The 20,689-nt window shown below is 47.6% G+C and carries 19 protein-coding genes; 4 read left to right on the top strand and 15 right to left on the bottom strand.

Annotation, left to right across the window (positions count from 1 at the left end; all coding sequences use genetic code 11):
• The 6 genes from DWQ09_15155 to DWQ09_15180 form a co-directional block, all read right to left on the bottom strand.
• On the bottom strand, positions 1 to 338 hold a 338-nt coding region (locus DWQ09_15155; protein KAA3626782.1), incomplete at its 3' end, for a transposase.
• Between the two features lie 73 nt (positions 339 to 411).
• Positions 412 to 1,803, bottom strand: coding sequence for a hypothetical protein (locus tag DWQ09_15160; protein ID KAA3626758.1), 1,392 nt, complete (start codon positions 1,801 to 1,803; stop codon positions 412 to 414).
• Positions 1,804 to 2,185: 382 nt separating this feature from the next.
• Positions 2,186 to 2,788, bottom strand: a complete 603-nt coding sequence (locus tag DWQ09_15165; protein ID KAA3626759.1) for a winged helix-turn-helix transcriptional regulator — start codon at positions 2,786 to 2,788, stop codon at positions 2,186 to 2,188.
• Between the two features lie 54 nt (positions 2,789 to 2,842).
• Positions 2,843 to 3,355 carry a transcription/translation regulatory transformer protein RfaH gene (locus DWQ09_15170; GenBank protein ID KAA3626760.1) on the bottom strand — a complete coding sequence of 171 codons (513 nt, stop codon included), beginning with the start codon at positions 3,353 to 3,355 and terminating at the stop codon, positions 2,843 to 2,845.
• Between the two features lie 370 nt (positions 3,356 to 3,725).
• A complete protein-coding gene (locus tag DWQ09_15175) occupies positions 3,726 to 4,748 on the bottom strand; it encodes a glycosyltransferase family 2 protein (GenBank protein ID KAA3626761.1) in 1,023 nt (340 codons plus the stop codon).
• Positions 4,652 to 5,635, bottom strand: coding sequence for a glycosyltransferase family 2 protein (locus DWQ09_15180; protein ID KAA3626762.1), 984 nt, complete (start codon positions 5,633 to 5,635; stop codon positions 4,652 to 4,654). The genes DWQ09_15175 and DWQ09_15180 overlap by 97 nt, the downstream gene beginning before the upstream one ends.
• A 143-nt stretch (positions 5,636 to 5,778) precedes the next feature.
• Between DWQ09_15180 and cysC the strand changes: the two genes are divergently transcribed.
• The 3 genes from cysC to DWQ09_15195 are packed head-to-tail and all read left to right on the top strand — an operon-like array spanning position 5,779 to position 8,568.
• Positions 5,779 to 6,378, top strand: coding sequence for an adenylyl-sulfate kinase (gene cysC / locus DWQ09_15185; protein ID KAA3626763.1), 600 nt, complete (start codon positions 5,779 to 5,781; stop codon positions 6,376 to 6,378).
• 6 nt (positions 6,379 to 6,384) lie between these two features.
• Positions 6,385 to 7,863: a phosphate ABC transporter permease gene (locus tag DWQ09_15190; protein KAA3626764.1), complete on the top strand. Its 1,479-nt coding sequence runs from the start codon at positions 6,385 to 6,387 to the stop codon at positions 7,861 to 7,863.
• A gap of 6 nt (positions 7,864 to 7,869) precedes the next feature.
• Positions 7,870 to 8,568: an ABC transporter ATP-binding protein gene (locus DWQ09_15195; protein ID KAA3626765.1), complete on the top strand. Its 699-nt coding sequence runs from the start codon at positions 7,870 to 7,872 to the stop codon at positions 8,566 to 8,568.
• Here DWQ09_15195 and DWQ09_15200 read toward each other — a convergent pair.
• The 5 genes from DWQ09_15200 to DWQ09_15220 all read right to left on the bottom strand — a co-directional run bounded on the left by DWQ09_15200 (position 8,554) and on the right by DWQ09_15220 (position 13,157).
• The gene (locus DWQ09_15200) at positions 8,554 to 9,273 is read right to left on the bottom strand and encodes a glycosyltransferase (GenBank protein KAA3626766.1); all 720 of its coding nucleotides are present in this window, start codon (positions 9,271 to 9,273) and stop codon (positions 8,554 to 8,556) included. The two genes, DWQ09_15195 and DWQ09_15200, sit on opposite strands and share 15 nt — an antisense overlap.
• Positions 9,261 to 10,388 carry a hypothetical protein gene (locus DWQ09_15205; GenBank protein KAA3626767.1) on the bottom strand — a complete coding sequence of 376 codons (1,128 nt, stop codon included), beginning with the start codon at positions 10,386 to 10,388 and terminating at the stop codon, positions 9,261 to 9,263. Before DWQ09_15205 ends, DWQ09_15200 begins: the two co-directional genes overlap by 13 nt.
• Positions 10,389 to 10,563: 175 nt before the next feature.
• The gene (locus DWQ09_15210; GenBank protein KAA3626768.1) at positions 10,564 to 11,523 is read right to left on the bottom strand and encodes a GDP-L-fucose synthase; all 960 of its coding nucleotides are present in this window, start codon (positions 11,521 to 11,523) and stop codon (positions 10,564 to 10,566) included.
• 4 nt (positions 11,524 to 11,527) lie between these two features.
• A complete protein-coding gene (gmd, locus tag DWQ09_15215; GenBank protein ID KAA3626769.1) occupies positions 11,528 to 12,610 on the bottom strand; it encodes a GDP-mannose 4,6-dehydratase in 1,083 nt (360 codons plus the stop codon).
• 229 nt (positions 12,611 to 12,839) lie between these two features.
• Positions 12,840 to 13,157, bottom strand: a complete 318-nt coding sequence (locus DWQ09_15220; protein ID KAA3626770.1) for a hypothetical protein — start codon at positions 13,155 to 13,157, stop codon at positions 12,840 to 12,842.
• A 16-nt stretch (positions 13,158 to 13,173) separates the two neighbouring features.
• On the opposite strand from DWQ09_15220, the gene DWQ09_15225 reads away from it, so the two are divergent.
• A complete protein-coding gene (locus tag DWQ09_15225) occupies positions 13,174 to 13,404 on the top strand; it encodes a hypothetical protein (GenBank protein ID KAA3626771.1) in 231 nt (76 codons plus the stop codon).
• A gap of 259 nt (positions 13,405 to 13,663) precedes the next feature.
• On the opposite strand, the gene DWQ09_15230 is transcribed toward DWQ09_15225, so the two are convergent.
• From DWQ09_15230 to DWQ09_15245, 4 genes are all read right to left on the bottom strand, one after another.
• The gene (locus tag DWQ09_15230) at positions 13,664 to 14,467 is read right to left on the bottom strand and encodes a DUF1698 domain-containing protein (protein KAA3626772.1); all 804 of its coding nucleotides are present in this window, start codon (positions 14,465 to 14,467) and stop codon (positions 13,664 to 13,666) included.
• An 812-nt stretch (positions 14,468 to 15,279) separates the two neighbouring features.
• Positions 15,280 to 18,459, bottom strand: coding sequence for a glycosyltransferase (locus tag DWQ09_15235; GenBank protein KAA3626773.1), 3,180 nt, complete (start codon positions 18,457 to 18,459; stop codon positions 15,280 to 15,282).
• A 67-nt stretch (positions 18,460 to 18,526) separates the two neighbouring features.
• Positions 18,527 to 19,477 carry an NAD-dependent epimerase/dehydratase family protein gene (locus DWQ09_15240; GenBank protein ID KAA3626774.1) on the bottom strand — a complete coding sequence of 317 codons (951 nt, stop codon included), beginning with the start codon at positions 19,475 to 19,477 and terminating at the stop codon, positions 18,527 to 18,529.
• 1 nt (position 19,478) lies between these two features.
• A complete protein-coding gene (locus DWQ09_15245) occupies positions 19,479 to 20,675 on the bottom strand; it encodes an NAD-dependent epimerase/dehydratase family protein (protein KAA3626775.1) in 1,197 nt (398 codons plus the stop codon).
• Positions 20,676 to 20,689: the final 14 nt, after the last annotated feature.

Genomic DNA, 20,689 nt, shown 5'->3' on the forward strand with positions numbered 1-20,689 from the left:
TCCAGCAGATGACGAAAATTGAGAATCGTCGTCTCGTCGGGAACCGGCTCACGCCCAAGGTCAATGCCGGCGAAAAGACACATGGAGCGAGATTCATACAACGCTTCCTCGGCGCCTGGATCCGACAGGTTGAACCAGTGTTGGAGGAAGTAGATGCGCAACATCCGTTCCAGTTCAATGGGGGGGCGCCCGTTTCCCGCTTTGGGGTAGTGGGGTTCGATGAGCTCACAAAGCTGATCCCATGGAACCACAGCATCCATCTCCGAGAGAAACTTCTCTCGCCGGGTTGGTTTTCGAAATTGCTCAAATTCCCCCGCGGCAAATGTTTGCTGTTTCATCGTTTTCTACCGGTTCCAAATAATGCGTGTATTGTCGCAAACTTTGGGACTTAATCAGAGATGCCTTAGTATTTCATACGGCATGGTGATCTCGCGAGATATCTGCATTCAAGGCCGCTAGCACTAAAAACATGCCAAAAAGATTAAATGCATAAACATTGTTTGCAGTTATACCCATCACCACCATTGCTATAAGCGCACTTCTAAATCCGACACCCAATCCATAGCCATATGCCATATCCTTTTTTAAAGGCGTTATGAACCAGCAAATAACCATGAATCCCCCTAAGGCGAATGCGCCTAATACACCAGTCTCAACCATCACTTGAAGAAAGGCAGAATCGGGTAGAAAACCATGCACATAGGGTGACCCAAAAAATCCACTTCCTAACAAAGGCTGTTCAATAAAATGATCAAACGCTACAAGCCATCTTCCAAAGCGCTCGGTTATAGAAAAGTCAAGACCAGGAACTTTTATAGATGACAACCAGCTCTCCTCAAGCCTGGTTGCAAATTGCGGCGCCAGCCCTTCCCAGATGTAGTTACTCTCTCGGTCAAACGACCTTGCGACTTGCTGCAGGAGGAACGGTGATCCCACGCCTATAAATGCGAGATAAATCAGAAGAAACTTTAACCAGTTCTGTTTGTTCATATATCTCATGAACATGTACGTCAGACCTGCCAGGAAGCCAACGATTACGGTTCGTTTGCCGCAGGCGTAAATGCTGATGGACATCACGATGATAACTAGCCACAGCGTCCCCTGTCCCAAAGCGGTGATCGTCTGGCCTGACCTCGGAAACAATACGACTCCTAAGAACATCATTGCCAGCAAAACCAGTATCCCAAAAAATTGGATCCTGTCCTGAATCAACCATCCTTCCGAAAATCCTGTGAACGTGTAGAAAAGTCCAATAAGAGCCGCCACCAAGGCTGCTATTACTAGCGGCTCGAGTAAGGCAAGCACCCTTCCACCTTCTTTGAAATACACATGCACCAAAGCAAATATAAGACAAGTCTCAAAAAATTTAGCGAGATATAGCAGGCTCACGAAAAACTGTGCCGCAGAAAACGCTTGCGCATTCCATAAAAGCGAGGTCAGACCAAACCCCACAAATAGCATAAGGAACCCATAGTGATATAAAAAGCGGGACTCGAAAAACGGCAGTCTGTGATAAATAAAATATTGAGCACACAAAAAGGCAAAAATTATTAGGATTACTATGTCACTCACTTTCACGCTTATGTTGACGAAACTAGCTGGTGTAAGTATTCCATTTACCAGGATCGTGGAATGCCCGAGTCTTTCTCCCTGACTCACAAGTGTACCGACGGTGTACTCTAGATCGAACAACAGAAACACAGTCAGTATAGGAACGAGCAGACGGATGATACGGGACGTCATTCCTTGTCTCACTGCCACTTCGGTGATTTTGCTTACCGCAGATATCTCTGGCTGCTGCATGCTAGAAAAGCAGGTCCAATAACTTAAACACTATTTGTGTCACGGTAATACATCACGGATAGTGGCTTATAAGGTGCTCATTGTTCGTGAATAACGGAGGTTTCAATCCGAGAAGATCGATCAGTTCAACATTACACAGGGAGGTACAACTTTGGTACCGTAGACCCCATACCGCTCCTTAACAATTTTCCTTTCTGGCGGATCTCATCCCTATTCGTGACCTCTCCTATTAAACACCTTCTTAACATGTTTACTTAATTCTTCAGAAAGTATTGGCTGAGCATTCAAGCACGCTACCGCCATGCAGACTGCTACTAGCCCTCCGCACAAAACATAAATATATAAGCTTCAGACTATCGCCTTCTGCTAATTTTTTATCCGGCTATTCGAGTCGGAGAATATCCGGTACCAATAACCTCTCAGGGCCTACCAGTTCTATGATGTGCTCAAACATTCGTGTCGGCGCTTGCAGATCGGTCACTATCCATCCGTCGCAAGCACATACCTTGTTGAATTGGTTCCAGACAGGTGCATTCACAAATCTCTTCTGATCGGCGCGAGGATCATAGTTGCCAAGAATCTCGACTCCACTTTCCAGGGCTTTGAGCGAAGCTATTTCCGCCAGATCGGACACACCACACAACACGACTTGCCGCCACTGCAACGCTTCACATTGCCTGTAAACCCTCAGGCACGACTCCCCCGCCTTTCTGTAGAAGGAGAGCGAAGCAGTCAAGTACATGGCGGTGAGTCGGCTCTTTTCTGCAAATCCTTTTGGAGTCAGGTAGTAAAGGTAGCGATTGGCGGGAGCATCAGAAATTTTGATGTAACCTTTACGGACACAGCGCTTCAAATAGGAATTCGCCAATCCAAGTGCAATTCCCAAACGTTTCGCCATATCTCGCTGGCTGACTTCGCTGCGCTCCCCCACCGCATCAAGCAAGCCGAGGACACGTTCTTCGTCAACACCCCACCCAGTGTTCATGGGCTGAACACTATATAAAATGCGGATCCGGCGTCAAGCAGATACGAAACTTATCTAATTCGCTGGTTCAAGGTATCGAACAGGCACAGCCGTCTGTATCTGTCGCCCTAGAATATCCAGGAGAATAGACGCCCGATCACGATTAGATCGAGCCATGAAAATCCCCTCATAACCAATTATTCCGCCCACCACAACCCGAATTCGAGCGCCCGGTTCATACCGGTCCACAGGGAGCACTTGAACGCCCTCTCCGTCCTCCTGACCTTTCAGCATCAGTATCAAATCATCAGGTGCCCGAGCAACCCTCTGACCGAAACGCACCAGCCCGGTCACACCCAGGGTGGACCGAACTGGCGACCAGTTGTCTACCTGCTCACTAAGGTAAATAAAGAGGTAGCGGGGAAACATGGGTACCACGGCTGTTACAAGCTTTCCGTGGCGTCTCCGCGTCTCTCTAATTTCTGGCAAATAGGTTTTGAAGCCTTGACGTCCAAGATTTTCTCTTGCAAGGTATTCGGAGCGCGGTTTGGTGTGAACCAGATACCACTGACGTTCCACTTTAATCATGATTCTCAGTTCCTGAGGAAGCAGATCACTTCGAATACATCTGCTCCCTTCAGTGATCGCCTCGCCGATTCTATACACACCCTGTCGGCCTATTGCCTTGATCGATATCGCGCTATGGATCCACGAGCAACGTCTGTTAGCACCCTGCCTACTCCAAATCCCTCGAAATCTGACCGTGTCAACTTCAGAGAGGGGCTGATCTACATTAAGCCTACTCAATGTTCAGCGGCAAATACATCAAGAAAAGAAGACTGGGGAAAATATGACCGTAGTGGATTAATTAACCGGCAACGATCCACGGAACGATCAGGAGCATAACCCAAACTAAACGCGGAACCGGCAACCGCACCTTGGTACACCCTCGGCGTACCTACTTGATCAAGTATTTAGAAGAATGATAGACAACGATCCCTGTAAATCGAACCCAAATCCCAATGAAAACCAACCAAATCAATGGTCCCGGATACTGATGTCGAAAAAACTTACGATAAAACCGCATCATTCCCTTATGCTTGTGCCACTCAACGAACAAGGGTCGAGCATCACTACTACCGCCCTTCCAATGAATTAGTCTTGCGCCAGGGACAAAAAGAATTTTCCAACCCTTCTCGCGAAACCGCATACACCAATCCAAGTCTTCACAATGCAAAAAGTAGCCATCGTCCAATGGACCAACGTTCTGAATCGCTTGCCTACGTACTAACATACAGCAACCCGAGATTGCCTCAACCTCTATAGGGTGACTGGGTAGCGGATCCAAATGCAATGTAAAGTCTGAAAACAATCTCGGGTATCTTTTACCCAATCGATATAAGCCAAAAGCACGGACAAAAGCCCTCCACGGCGTCGGTACGGCGCGCCTCCCCCCCGCTTGTTCCCTTCCGTCTGGCCCTTCGATATACCCCCCCACCATACCCACATTCGGATCCTGCTCCATTACCTCGACCATGCGCTCGATCGCGCCAGGTGTAACCTCGCTATCGGGATTCAGATACAAGACGTATGGGGAGGTGGAAAATTTCGAGCCAAAATTACAGGCCTTTGCGAAACCCAAGTTTCGTTTGTTAAGAAACATCTCCAACTTGGGTTCGTGAGAGAACATGTTGCGAAGATGTTCGGCGCTGCCGTCACTTGACGCGTTATCAACGACAACCAACTCCTCCACTTCCGGAAGAGCTGAAGCCACACAATTTTGCAGATAACCACCAGCGTTATGATTAACAATCACTACTGTGACCGGAGGCTCACGTTTACGCTCCTGGTCAACAAGAGATAAATTCTCAGGCAGTAGCGATGCTATCCCCTCTTCGGGGACAATCGCTTGTCCAACACTCGCCACAGATCGCTGATAGGCGCTATGCGTCGCTGTTGAATCCCTCTGCGCTTTCTCCATGCTCCGGTAACTCCCTTAATGGCATCCCATTTTGCCTTCAAAATTATTCTTCGATGTCCGCTGCATGAATACCAGGCTATAGCCATCAAGTTAACACCCAAGTGTAACGGTAATAATAACCAAAACAGCGGACTAGGCATATTCTTCATAAATACCCAAACCATGTTTCTATGCCCATGATAGATCGTAAAATGGCTTTTGTGTCCCCCGGATGTGGCCGAACCGACATGATGGACAATGGCATCTGGTACATACAAAGCCCTGCGACCCGACAACCGCAACCGAAAGCCTAGGTCGACATCTTCCACGTAGCAGAAAAAATCCTCGTCAAAACCCCCGATTTCCTGGATGACATGGCGTCGGTAAAGCGCACCGGCAGCACAAGGGCTGAATATCTCCCGAGACTCAAGGTCACCTGAGCTCAGCCGTACTCCGTGCCTGTCCCGCCACATCAGTCCGCTTATATGATAAATGTCGCCTACGCCATCGAGATACTCGGGACATTCCGACTTGAGCTGCCTCGACCCGAACGCGTCGAACTCGGGGTGGTTACGAGCTGCGTCTAAAAGTGATTTCAGCCAATTGGGTTCCGGGAAAGCGTCGGGATTGAGTAACGCGACGAATTCGGTGTCTGCCTTTTCAATCGCATAGTTATTGGCCGCGGCGAATCCGAGATTCTCCTCCATCCGCACCAATGTCACGTTTTTCAAACCGTCCGCAAACTCCGCAGAACCATCGGAGCTGTTGTTATCGATCACCAAGACGTCGGGCTGAACTGTCAGTTGCGCAACGGTTCCCAAGCATTTGGCTAGGAGTTCCCCGCTATTCCAGTTGACAACAATAAGGGTTACTGAAGGTGGATCATTCACGGTCCGCCATCCCTCAATCGGTTTCTCAGAAATCTCATATTGGATTCAGATGATCGTCGAATCAGATAAAGTTTAAGGATACGAGTCATCTAGAGTAAAATCACGAACCGACCCCGTCGCTACTGGTTCGTCAATTAATGTCAGTCCCTTCACGGAACCCTATGCGCAGCAGTAACACCATATGGCATCATGCCACCGTTACCAGAGAGCGTCGAGAACGTCAGAACGGGCATAAGAGCTTTGTGCTCTGGTTCACCGGACTTTCTGGCGCGGGCAAATCCACTTTGGCACACACCGTAGAAGAGAGGCTGCACCAGAAGGGGTGTCGCACCTTTGTACTCGACGGCGACAACATCCGTCACGGCTTGTGCGGTGATCTGGGATTCGGCGAGGCCGATCGCCAGGAAAATATCCGCCGGGTGGGAGAAACAGCCAAGTTGTTCGTCGAGGCAGGTGTCATCGCCCTAACTGCGTTTATTTCTCCCTTTCGTGATGATCGGGGCCGGGTACGTAGTCTGTTTCCCCATGGAGAGTTCTTGGAAATTTACTGCGACTGTCCGGTAGAGGTGTGTGAACAACGTGATGTCAAAGGGCTCTACCGACGTGCGCGTACCGGGGAGATCAAAGACTTTACCGGCATCAACTCGCCGTACGAGCCACCGGACAATCCGGAACTCGCGGTAGAGACCGAGCAACTTTCGGTTGCGGAATGCGCAGATCGAGTGATGGATCTGCTTCTTGGGCGCGGCATGATAATGTAATAAACCATGATTTCAGAAGTCACCCACCTACAGCCTACGGAAGGCAAACTATTAACACCTGAGCAAGCCTTCGAGTGGCCGCATCAGGCGATTCGTGAAAAGAACTGGCCCGAAGCCGCCAAACGCTGGGCGGTACTGCGCAAGGCGTACCCCAACCATCCTGGCGTCTGGTTTCAGGGCGCCAATGCACACATGGAAGCCGGAGAGCTGGACGAGGCCGAGAGACTGTTAAACAACGCCAGAGAACAGTTTCCCAATCACCCCAACGCGTTGATTGATTGTGCCGCACTGGCGATACGCCGACATGAATGGGAAATCGCCGGAGAGTTGTTGTCGAAGGCCCGCGAACAGCACACCGAACACCTGTCCACTTGGATGACCTCCGCGGAATACGCCGAAAAAAGGGGCGATTTCGATCAAGCGACTTTGTACTACCAAAAAGCTTGTGAAACCACGCCCGATCGGCCTGTCCCCTTTATCCAGTATGCTGAGTTGGCCATGCATGCCGGCCGATGGGAAGAGGCCCTAAAACGCTGGGAAGTCGTGCGCGAGCGGTTTCCAGACGTCCCCGCCGGTTATCACCGTGCTGCCGAGGCGGCCCGCCAAGTGGGGCACAACAAAGAGGCGCGGCAACTACTCCTCGCCCACCAGTACGGCGCGGATATCCTCAAAATCGAATCCGAATCGCGCAACCCGTCAAGACAGTACGGCCGCCATGCCGGCTTAGGTCGGCTGCTGGAACTGATCTGGACCAAGGCTATTTTCAATCTGCGTTCGGAAGTCCACCGCAACTATCTCAGCTACGGTTGGTGGGTATTGGAGCCGCTGCTGCACATGGTGGTGTATTACGTGGTATTCGGCATTCTGTTGTTACGAGGGGGCGAAAATTTTCCCGTGTTCCTTCTGACCGGCCTGGTCCCCTGGATGTGGTTTATGAAGGCTGTCAGCGGCAGCAGTAATAGCATACTCACCGGCCAGAACCTCATGCTCCAGGTTGGACTCCCTACCGTAGTCTTTCCTTTGGTGAGCATCCTTCAGGCCACCCTCAAGCAGATACCGGTTTTTGTACTGCTGATCGGCTTTCTCTGGTTACAAGGCTACAGCCCAAACGCTTATTGGTGGATGCTGCTACCCGTAGTATTTGTGCAGGCATTACTCATTTTGGCATTCGCCTCCATGGTGGCGGCCATGATCCCCTTTGCACGCGACCTCACCTACTTGGTACCGACCGGATTGACCTTGCTCATGTTCCTGTCCGGTATCTTCTACGACTACCGGAGCATCTCAACGGAATGGCAGGCACTGTTTCTAATGAATCCCATGGCCTTCCTCCTCAAATGCTACCGCGAAATCTTCATGGATGGCGTTTTTCCAGATGTTCAAACGCTCATGTTTTGGGGGCTTGGAAGTGCACTCGCATGCACTATGGTGTTGTTCGTCTATAAACGCCTGCGTTACGTCTATCCACGTATTATTATGGAATAGGACCGGATGGAACCGATAATCTCCCTACAGGATGTTGGCGTGCGGTATAAGCGTAGCGGAAATCTATTCCGCAAGCGTACTTACTTTGAAGCGCTGAAATCAATAAATCTGGATATCTACCCTGGCGAAACACTTGGGATCATTGGCAGAAATGGAGCGGGAAAATCGACTCTATTACGCCTTATCTCAGGTGTTCTCAGACCAGATAATGGAAAGATCATCAATCGCGGTGTTTCCGTTTCGCTTCTCGCGCTTCAAGCAGGATTTGATCCAAACCTCAGCGGGCGAGATAACACCATAATCGGCGGCATGCTGCAAGGCTACTCGCGACGCGAAGTTAAAGAAAAGTTGTATGAAATACAGGAATATTCGGAACTGGGTGATTTCTTCTTTGAGCCGGTAAGAACCTACTCCACCGGTATGACCGCACGATTAGGATTCTCAATTACTACCATTGTCAGTCCCGACGTACTATTAATTGATGAAGTGCTGGGAGTCGGCGATCAGCATTTTAGGCAAAAAGCAGAACGTACCATGATTGGCAAAATTCAATCTCGGCAAACCATCATATTGGTGTCACATGCACTCAATCAAATCGCGCGACTCTGTGACAGAGCGTTGCTGATTGATAACGGAATAAGTTGTGCGACCGGCGAGCCAAAAGATGTCATAAAGATCTATGAGGAACGACTAGCTGCCAACTAATTTCTGTTGTTGATAAAGCGAATAAAACGCTCGACCAACCCACCGCAGAGGAGCCACGGGTAACCGCTTCCTGAACTCTTCATCCAACTGATAGCTAATTCCAGATAAATCATTGTAGACCGCTATTTCCCGATCCAGCCAATGGCAACGCGCACCGGGCAACTTGAAGCAGCGAATATTCAGATCCCAGTCAGCCCATATGGGATATGACAAATCAAAAGAACCAACCCTTTTAAACAGAGAATGATGGTAAAATATCGCCTGATGACTTATGTTGCGATCCAGTACCAATCGTGTTCGTGAGGACTTCCCACAGAACCGCCTTCCGTCACTTTTCAATACCACATCGCCATAAACGAGGTCAGCGCACTCTTTTGCTAGGGTACGCGAAACATCACAAAAAACCTCGGGATCCGCCAGCCTATCATCAGCTCCGAGGAAATAGAGCCATTCTCCCGATGCGAGAGCGATTCCCCGATTCATAGCATCATAGACTCCATCGTCGGGAGATGATACGCACTTAATATCCGTACCCACCTTCCTTTTATAACTCTCAATCACTTCTAAAGTGCCATCCGTGGAGCAGGCATCCAGCACCCATATCTCAAAATTCTGAAACGATTGTTGCATCAGCGATTCGAGACACGCATCGAGCGTGCCTACCACATTTCGAGTGGGAATTACGACAGAAATCAGCGGTCGCACCTGGCTACACCAAGCATAAGATCAACACTCTGTATACTCGAAATCTCATCCGCCATAGCCCCAATCAAATCCGCTCGTGCACTACCAAGACAGCGGTTTACAACCATTACGAAAATCTTTCGCAATGCTCTATTCCTACTCATAAAGAGGAGAAATCCGTCTGCATTTCTCTTAATAGCGCTTACATAACTCCTCGCAAGCGCATCTATTGAGGTCTGCCCGGGAATCACGCTAAGAAGTATGTTATCCCATTCTTTCGCGGTTTGATTCTCTTCCTTCGATTCGACTTCATTGAGCTCATCAACCGGTTCCACCTCAGAAACAACCGGCAATGCTGCCCTGCAATGTACCAAAGCCATATCCGGGTACTTGCTACGCGTTTCTTCTAAGGAAATTCGATAGCCAGGTCCACTTTCATGAGGACCACCGAGATTTACAATGGTACGCAAATATGCCTTGCGGGGTTGGTATTGCCCCCCTACCTCCTCCACAAGATCATGCAGTGGCGTCCCAATGAAGGAATCCTTCATGGCCAACGCCCACTCAATGATCACATCGTAGGGATTCTCCGGTACTATCGGCATGCACTCGAGAAGCAGTTGTTCCCAGTTCGAAAAAAAGTCACGGAACAGCGGGTGCGACAGGTTCAATACCGCGTTGCCATTGATGTGGTGTGCGATGGTTTCAGGTAATCGAGTACCACCCACGTAACGGGCTCCTGCCAACAGGCAATCCTCGCTTTCCATCAGCTCACTATTAAGACGATCCAACCAATAATCTACTGTAGGGATTAGGTCTGTTTCCATCAGCAGAAGCGACCTGACTGACTGTAGTGTTTCTATTACATAGTCCACGGACCTGAAGAACTGCAAATTAGGACCGGATTTCCATCCGTACTGAGGCAAGAGCGTTTTACAATTTTTTGGCATTCCGCGCAGATAGAGAGATTTATGGGGAGGGATCCTGCAGGAAAAAAACTCGATGCGTGAAAATACTCTTGTCAGGCCGGCATATTCCATCACGCTTAGCAAATACGCCCTCTCCTCCTCCATCCATTCCGAATCTAACGAAAGCACCAGCGACAATTCGGCTGGCTTCATGCTTGGCGCAGGCATTGAATACAACTGTCTTACCAAAGCCGTCCACTCACGCCGAATTACCGGCATCAATATACAATCTACAACCGGGTGCATGCGGATTTCTACGCTACCCTGTTTTATGCAACTTTTAACCTGTACACCAACTTGGTTCGATCATACGATGGTCTGCTCAATGCAGCAGGAATAGTGTTCATGATCTAAACTTCCCCTGGTTTTCCAAAAACCAATCATAGGTACGGCCTAGCCCTTCCTCCAAGCTGATAGTCGCCTCCCAGCCCAGATTATTCAGTCGTGAGACATCCAACAGCTTGCGTGGAGTACCGTCGGGTTTACTGGTATCAAACGCCAATCGACCCTTGAACCCCGTTACCCTTGTCATGGTTTCTGCTAGTTCACGGATAGTACAGTCGTTTCCGGTACCAACATTGATATGCGACAACATCGGTTGTGTGTTTGCCTTGTACGAGACATTATCCAAACCCATTACAAACACGCTCGCCGCCGCCATATCGTCGACATGTAGAAATTCCCTCCTCGGCAATCCGCTCCCCCAAATTACTACTTCTTCATCACTCGACATTATGGCCTTATGGAAACGGCGTAATAATGCCGGGACGACATGGCTGTTGTTCGGATGAAAATTGTCGTTGGGGCCATAAAGGTTAGTCGGCATCACGCTACGATAGTCGCGCCCGTATTGTCGATTGTAGCTTTCGCACAGTTTGATACCTGCGATTTTAGCGATTGCATAAGGTTCGTTGGTGGATTCCAGTGGAGCTGTTAGCAGCGCCTCCTCTGATATCGGTTGAGATGCGTTCCTCGGATAAATACAACTCGATCCCAAAAACAGCAGTTTCTGTACCCCGGCCTGGTGAGCCGCATGAATAAGGTTGCACTCTATCATCAGATTTTCGTAGATGAATTCGGCGGGATAGGTATCGTTAGCATGGATACCGCCCACCTTCGCGGCAGCAAGATATACCTGATCGAGACGCTCGCTTCTGAAGAACGCCTGAACCGCCGACTGATCCGTTAGATCCAGTTCCGCATGTGAGCGCGTAACGATCTCGCACTCGCCACTCTTCTGCAATTGCCGTATGATGGCCGACCCCACCATACCGCGATGGCCTGCTACGTAGATCCGTTTCATGGCATCACTCGTGGTAATCCATGGTTTTGTAGCCATGCCGCTTGATCAGTTCGTCTCGCTCAGCGGTCTTCAAATCCTCTCGCACCATTTCGGCTACCAATTCTTCGAACGATATACGAGGTGTCCAACCCAATTTTTTCTTAGCTTTACTCGGATCGCCAAGCAGCATCTCAACCTCTGTGGGGCGAAAGTATCGTGGATCGACTGCGACGATGCACTTACCATTGACGTCGTAACCCTTTTCCTCCGCGCCTTTCCCCTCCCATTTGATTGTAATGCCCAGCTCAGCCGCGGCAGCATCCACGAAGTCCCGTACCGCATACTGCACGCCGGTAGCAATCACAAAGTCCTCTGGCTCGTCCTGCTGCAACATCAACCACTGCATTTCAACGTAATCCCGCGCGTGGCCCCAATCGCGCTTGGCGTCAAGATTACCCAGATAGAGACAGTCCTGCAGACCCAGTTTTATGCGTGCTAACGCACGTGTGATCTTGCGGGTGACGAAGGTTTCACCGCGAATCGGCGATTCATGGTTGAACAAAATACCGTTGCAAGCATAAATCCCATACGCCTCGCGGTAGTTCACCACGATCCAGTAACCATACAGTTTGGCCACCGCATAGGGGCTACGCGGGTAGAATGGAGTGGTCTCACGCTGCGGAACTTCTTGCACCATTCCATATAACTCGGAGGTCGAGGCTTGATAAAAGCGCGTTTTTTTCTCCAACCCCAAAATCCGTATTGCCTCCAATAGTCGTAATACCCCCAATGCATCCGAGTTCGCTGTGTATTCCGGCTCCTCGAACGACACCGCCACATGGCTTTGTGCTGCCAAATTGTAAATCTCATCCGGCTGCACTTGCTGGATGATTCGGATGAGGCTGGAGGAGTCGGTCATATCACCGTGATGGAGGATGAAACGGCGGCTTTTTTCGTGCGGATCCTGATATAGGTGGTCAATGCGGTCGGTATTAAATAATGACGTGCGGCGTTTCAGGCCATGTACTTCGTAACCCTTTTCCAGCAGTAACTCTGCCAGATAGGCGCCGTCCTGGCCGGTAATACCGGTGATTAATGCTCTTTTCACACTTATCTCTCTTTATTTGCGCTTGCTACACAACGATGAAGAAAATATTTCAATCTCGGTCAGAATTCGTTAGGGATGGTCTGAATAAGCGATTCACACGTCAAAACGAGGACGGGCGCCAAGTAATTCGAGCACAGAGCCGCGTAAACTCTCAGATCATCGCGTTATTACCCTATTATTTGGGGCCTTTTCGCCCGCCCTGCACCCCGAAGGTCCACGGCGTACACATTCATCCTGCCGCAGCCATCAATTGGATGGCGCACCATGTATAAGTTCGAGAGCATGAGCACCGCCCACGCGTTGGCGTAATCCTTGTCGCTGAAGCCTCGCGCTCCTCGCCGTGCATCAGCGCGTCGGTCATCTTCACGTCCGAAACCTTGGCCGCAGTCCCACGCACCTGGTGTACTAGACCGTACACCGTATCCGCGCCAATGTGAGCCCCCGTACCCAAGAACCAATTATTTCCCTTCTTGGTTTGATGCAATTTCATATCTCCCTGATTTTCCTTGTTCTTTATCCAGCGGGGGAGCGCTGATGATCGAGGCATCGACTATGTGCCCACGATGGATCTTTTTCCCATTTTCATCCAGGTGCTTACTGACCAAGTGGATCAACTGATCGTTCAAGTTGTGTCTCTCCATCAGATGTTGGAACTTGAATATGGTGGTTTCATCAGGAACCGACCCCTATCCGAAATTGACGCTAACAAGAAGGAGTGTGGCGTGAGAGTCGTACAGGGCTTCCTCGGCCGTCCGATCGGAAAAACTGAGCGAGTGCGGGAAATGGATGCGTAGCATCCGATCGATACCGATCGGGCTCCGGTCGGCGCCTTTCGGGCCCGGATAGAACGGTTCGATAGCGGCGCAGAGTTTTTTCCAGGAAATGATTACTTCCATATCGTCAAGACACTGCACTATACGGGTCATCTTGCGGTATTTCTCTAAGCTTTCGGTCAGCGATTATTGTTTCATCGGCATTGTTTTTCCGCGAACAGTTTTATTGGCATATTGTCGCGCAAATCGTGTATTAATCAGAAACACGTTAGCTTATCCCCTACTGATTACCGATTATCTTCTGCACATCAACATTATGAAGCTTTTCACCGGGTACGGCCTTCGCGATCATACATAAACGGCACACGTTAAACTTTGACTTCGAAAGTGCGTCAGCCGACGTACCATATGTCTTCCATTTTTCTTCGAACACTGGTTCGAATCTTGTTCTAATCAACAACTCTTTTAAACACAGTCTTGTTGGAGCCCACGTGTCAGATGGTCCATAAAAATGGTAATCAGGGCCCACACCATTCCATGCCATATATGACCGTTCGTTATCATCTATTGCAGCAGTTTCTAATACCATATAACCACCTTCACGCAATACCTCCCTGGCCTTGGTTAATGAGAGCAATGGATCCCGAAGATGGTAAAAAAGTCCTAAGTGATGAACGATATCAAAATATGGCTCCATCCCGACAATCTTAAGTCTACTAATCAGATCCTGAACAGGGGCATTAAATAGCGGAAAGACCTTTGATTCCAATACATGCTTTGCAAAAAGCAAATTTTCCGATCCTTCCATCCTTGTGTCGGTAGAAACTACTCTCTTCGCGCCTTTTTGTTCAGCCTCAAACGCCCACATACCATCCCAAGACGCGAGATCCAATACATCCTTATCTGTATAATCTATATTAGACATTACCTCTCGTATAATCCCCCAAATGCCCTCATAGCTTCTACCCGGAGTAACCAGACCATGGCCCAAGTCAATGTTATGATACCAAGGACTAAGCTTCTCCATTCTTTCACGTATATATTCGATGTGTGATCCAGTGAGACTCATTGATCGTTCTCCCATGAAAGATTAACTAAATCACCTATTAACCCAGTGAAACACCATATCTGCTACGCGGCATGACGGATTCTCTCATGACAAGAATATTTCATCCTACGCGCCATCATTTCTGCATCATCCGCCTGCATGACCTTACCTTGTTATTTAGCTGATCTCTTATCCTTGCCGGCTCGCCACTGTGAACCCTGTCCTTCACATCAAGGTTCAGGTATTCTTCCCGATTCTACTCGGGTGAGTATGATGGCGGATACAACACTGCTATGCTATTTCTGTGCTTAACCAACCAAGCTTTTAATACTTTTACATGGTGTACTCGAAGAGTATCCAGGATTGTGCCTGTATCTGCGTAACTGATGGGCCATCCGGAGTTTGTCTTCAAGTACATATGGCGGTAATTTTCATGAATCCATTTTCAGTTTCATCCGCAAATTATACCCGTTATTCGTTTTACCGAATTAATAGCAATCATTATTAACGATTGATTGACTGCGTTGCTTTACACATTCCTACTAATCCGGGCGAAGTTGCATGTAATCTAGTTTAGTGAATGGTGCAACGATTCCTACATCGTTAATACTTAACCGCGAACGAGACACATTTTCTGTCGATGCCCACGAAACCTTAAGCTCAGCTACATAATCTCAAAAAGATGTACATAGAAAACATACTGCTGATCCTTATATCCCCACCATCAATGCTTAACGCATCATATTTACTTAAAAAAATATGCTCAGTTTTCCAATTCTTACTAATCAGTATGGCCTAATGGAAAGTTACTCAAACCACCCTATTTCACAGATGCCATACGACATTTGTCAGTCTAATATTGGGGTTCTGCTCTTGATAATCTTCTTATAAACACTGTAATGCCGTTCTGCCGCTTGGGATGGTTCGTGTTGCTGATATGCTGCAGATCGGATTTGTGATTGGAGTGACGTATTTTTTCGTTTTTGAAGATGAGAAAGTACGAAAACCAATCCGTCAAGCATTTCAGATTCAGACCAGCCTTTCGTAATGAATCCGGTTTCTTTGTGTGAAATGAGTTCAGGTACATTTCCGACAGGTGTCGAAACAACAGGTGTACCACAAAGCATGGCTTCAGCAACGGTCAAAGGTGCATTGTCCTCACGAGACGGGAGACAATAGCAGTCCGCAGCGCTATAGACCAATGACAAATTTTCCTCTTCTTCAATGTAGCCGACATTGGTCGAGGGAAAAGGAGAATCCAGTTGGTAATGACCAAAAGTCAATAAGTGTATTTGGTCATGTAATTTGTGTCCTGCCAAGAGATGTAGAGCCCCACTAATGATATCACCCCCTTTTCGCTTATTGCGATTATCATCTGCTCCAAATAGTATTATTAGCGCTTCAGAAGGTAAGCCAAGTTTGATTCTAGCGACTAGCTGGTTGTGTGGGATGAATTTTTTTACTGGCATTGCATTTGGTATTACGACCACATCTCTTTTCCCGAGTAGGCTACTCTCCTTAACCCGTTTTGCCATCCATTGCGAAGGGCAAATTATCGTAAGTTGCTCTATCTGGTCGTAAAGACTCTTTTTTCTACCCCACTGTTCGGCCGCTATGTTCTTATTTGACGTCAATAGATTGCAATTTTCGCAGGCACTTATGTACCCCGTGCAACCTTCGGAATAGTGGCACCCACCAGTGAAAGGATTCATATCTGCTAGTGTCCAGCAAACAGGTTTACCTTTTATAAGGTGCCATTGCGTCTCATCTAGAACCCCAGTCATCCAATGAAAATGGAGAACATCTGGGGAAGTGAAATATTCACGATTGTCTTGATACGAGACAATTGAACCTAGGTTGGAGAACAGCTCGGTTGACGTACAGTAATTTTGTTTCCATATTTTATCGATGATCGAGCTAACAAATTTTTTGCGTTTATTGGCCGACCCGATCATTTCGAATACATAATCTACATCGCATGATTTCAATGCGGTTATAATGCGTGCATCTATTCCGATATTTCGTAATGCGTTCATGCGACGTATAGATCCTTGAGCAGCCCCGCCTCGATCAGTCGACATGAATATGTTGACTTTGAGTTGCCCCGTTTGCATCACATCGGGGGCGTCACTGCGCTGGTCAGCTATGACCGTTTTTGTGTTCACCTTTGATGGGGTAATATTGCATTTGTTGAACTGTTTTGTCTTAACATCATCGGTACAATAATCAAGCACATCACCGTAATTGCTTGAAATAATTTGTATTAAATTGTTGATTTCCCTTTTTTCTTGATGAGTGAATTGACTCTTTCTCATTAACGCTGATAAATTTGCTGGCCAATATTTTGTACAAATAAACTTTGCTAGTTCTTCTGCTTCATTATTGATTAGTATGGTACTTGCCCAGACCCTCCATTGAATTGTATTAAGCAACCGTTTAGTACTAATCCGAGTCATCGCCGAGCCGGGATTTACATGATAACGGTACGACAATTGATCTATCCAGGTAATACGCTTTGCCTGGGACATAAATGAAAGAAAAAACAGACTATCTTCCCCGTATGATAGATCTTCACGAAAAAGAATATTCCTAGCCTGCTCTGTGCGATATAAGCACGACCAAAACCCTTCACCCGCAGTACGTGGCCCATTCGCTTTAGGATAATCTGGCGTCATAAAATAACTCGAGATTTCGCTAAAGCGTTTGTTTATGAGAGTTTCACCATTTGGCACTTTTGAGCGGATTGTAACTCCCGATTTTCCAACAATTTCGTATGCCATGATCATAGCATCAGAATTATGTTCTTCCGCTTTCGCCAAACCCTGCATTATTTCTTCTATATTTAATTCATCATCCGCATCTAAGAAAAATACGTATTTCCCCTGCGCAGAATGGAGACCAATATTGCGTGAGCGAGAAACCCCTACATTGTAGTTATTCACTATAATTTGAACGCGCTTATCCTGCCCTAGCTTGCTGAGAATATTTATACTATTGTCTGTGGAGCAATCATCTACACAAATAATTTCAACATTTTCATCACTATCGGCTAACGCCGAATTGAGAGCTCGCTCAAGTGTACTCTCCGCGTTGTAAACCGGAATGACTATTGACAATGCTTTGTAGTCATCTGTTACCGGTGCTAATTTCAAGTCGGCGGACGTAATGAGTTGCCTTCTAAATCCATAATCTTTTACCAAGAGGCTAAAATGATAGTTCTCGCTATATTTTTCGAGCAGCTCTAAACATAGATTCTTATTCCAGGCTCGTGGATCAGATATTCGAGTACATGTCTCCGCGTCCAAAAAAGGAAATTCATCGCGCATAAGCATTCTGGATTCTTCAACACGTTTTGAGAAATCAGTGATGGATACCCCAGTGTTTCTCATAAACATCAAGGGGGATCGCATCTGACTAGCTCTGACACCGGCGCGCCACAATCGTTTTGAAAATTCCCAATCAGCCAGAATTCGATAAGTAGAATTGTAGTATCCAATACGCAAGTAGATGTCTTTTGGAATCAGCATTAACTCATGCCTAAACGGCATACCCAACAAAACGGTGGAGTTATATTGCATGTATGCTGATCTTTTAAGTGCACTACCGTTGGAATCGGTTTCGTTTGACTGTGCAGAGACAATGTCAGCACCAGAAGCAATCCATTGTTCAACAAGTTTTTCCACCGTCTCTTGTCGGTAATAATCATCAGCATTGAGAAATAGTACAAAGTCTCCTTTGGCAATATGGAGCCCCTTGTTCATAGCATGATATAAAGATTCATCCTCTTCCCGAATATACTTTGATATTTTCGTGACGTACGGAGCAAGAATTTCACTTGTACCGTCAGTTGAATGGCCATCGATAACGATATACTCAATAGCTCTGTAGCTCTGGTCTAGTACTGATACTACGCTCTGTTCAATGGTTTTCCGCATATTTCTTACTACGGTAATTACAGAGACCAGAGGTTGCTTTTCGGGCCACTCTTTAGATACTCTCGAACGTAATGTATGTAGCATAGCATGCATATCTGAAACACTAGCTCGACTGTTATTGATAATCGGATAGCAAAGATTAGTTTAAAGGAGAGCCTAATTAGGAGTCATTCTGAATTTCAGTAATATGTACTTCTTTGAACCAATTCCAAGTGTGCGCCATTGCGTCTTCAATAGATACCAACGGTGAAAATCCCAATTCGCGCTGAGCCAATTCATAGGTGGCAAAGTTACGCTCCACTTCGCCCTTTCTCTTATTGAGAAAATGAATAGTATGGTTTGGTGCTGATGCAGCTTCGCACGCGATTATAGCAAGTTCCTTGATAGATACTTCACGGCCGCTGGCTAAATGGTAGGTGTTGAATCCCGGTTTATTGAGTTCCAAACCCGCCGTAATTCCGCGACACAGATCTTCAACATAGAGAAAATCGCGGGTGGCACTACCGTCCCCGTAAATATGGATCGGCTGACCGGTTATGATGGCTTTGAAGAATGCTGTAACTGCCCCCTTTTTGTGCCAACTGATCGGTCCAACTACGTTGGCGAACCTCAGAGCTGTCACACTCATGTCGTAGGCATTTGCGAAGGCACAACAATACCCCTCTCCCGCCAGCTTGCTGGCGCCATAGGGAGAAATGGGTTTGGGAAGTGATTGCTCATTCACAGGGGGCATTGCGTTGCCGATCAGGGCGCCACCGGTGGAGGAAAACACCACTTGCCTTACGTCCGCTTTTCTTGCCGCATTCAAGACCTTGAAGGTACCTTCGGCATTCACTGAATAATTCTCTTCCGGTGCAGCGACTGATTCTACGACAGAACCATAGGCTGCCAGATGGATGATAGCGTCTCTTCCTTTTACTGCTTGAGCAATGGCATCCTCGTCGCGAATATCGGCCTCAATGATTTCGTAGGTGGTTGAGTCTTCCAGATAATCGCGCGAACCACGCGAGAAGTTGTCCAAGATCGCGACACGGTGCCCCTTAGCACGTAGTATCGGCACAAGATTCGCACCGATGAAACCGCAACCGCCAGTAACCAACACGTTTCCCATATCAAATTCCTTTTTGTTTACTACGCTCTTCTTCTGCACTGGTCCAGAATGATGTACACACGATCTTCGTACGGTCACAACGGTCAGCGTATTTTTTAGCTACATCGGCTACTTCAAGCAGAAGACCGTTTTCCAATGTTGTCGGTTTCAAACCTAAATCCAGGAAGCATTTGTTCTCGACGTGAAGATCATTTTCGTCGTCTTCCTTACGCGGATTAGGTAGGTAACTAATTTGCGTACCAGTGAGACGGGAAACCAGTTCCGCCAGTTCTTGGACACGATGGGTTTCGGTCATTTGATTGAAGATTTTTACTTTTTCACCATGCTTGGGTGAGTTGGCAAGAGCTATCTCTATACAGCGCACGGTATCCCGAATGTGTATGAAGGCGCGTGTCTGACCTCCGGTTCCGTGCACGGTGAGCGGAAAACCAATTGCGGATTGCATGAGGAAACGATTAAGTACTGTACCGTAGTCGCCATCGTAATCGAAGCGATTAATAAGTCTCGGGTCCAATTCCGTTTCAAGGGTATTAGTGCCCCAGACAATGCCTTGGTGCAGGTCGGTGATGCGAATACCATCGTTCTTGTTATAGAAGGCAAACATCAGCGCGTCTTGCGTCTTGGTCATGTGATAAACACTGCCAGGGTTTGCTGGGTATAGAATTTCCTGTTCGACAATATCGCCGGTGTCGGTGACGACTTGCACTTTGAAATAACCTTCCGGAATTTTCATTCCGGCGGTACCATAACCATAAACGCCCATAGTGCCAAGGTGAACCAAATGCACATCTCGTCCAGACTCGACGATGGCACACAACACGTTGTTGGTGGCATTTAGGTTGTTATCCACAGTATAGCGCTTGCCTTTGGAACCTTTCATCGAATAAGGTGCTGCACGCTGTTCCGCGAAATGAATGATGGCATCTACTTTTTCATTAACAATAAGATCAAGCAGAACGCGGTATTGCTTAGACACATCAATGTTATAGAAACCGATCTGTTTGCCAGTTCTTTCTTTCCAAGCGGCTAGACGTATAGACATCGGCGCAATGGGGGTAAGCGATTCCACCTCCAACTCAATGTCGATTTTACGGCGTGAGAGATTGTCGACGATGATGACATCATGGCCTATGCTGGAAAGATGTAACGCTGTAGGCCAACCACAAAAACCGTCACCGCCAAGAACAAGCACTTTCATGTATATATCTCCAT

It is taken from the genome of Pseudomonadota bacterium, assembly GCA_008501635.1.
GTDB lineage: Bacteria > Pseudomonadota > Gammaproteobacteria > QQUJ01 > QQUJ01 > QQUJ01.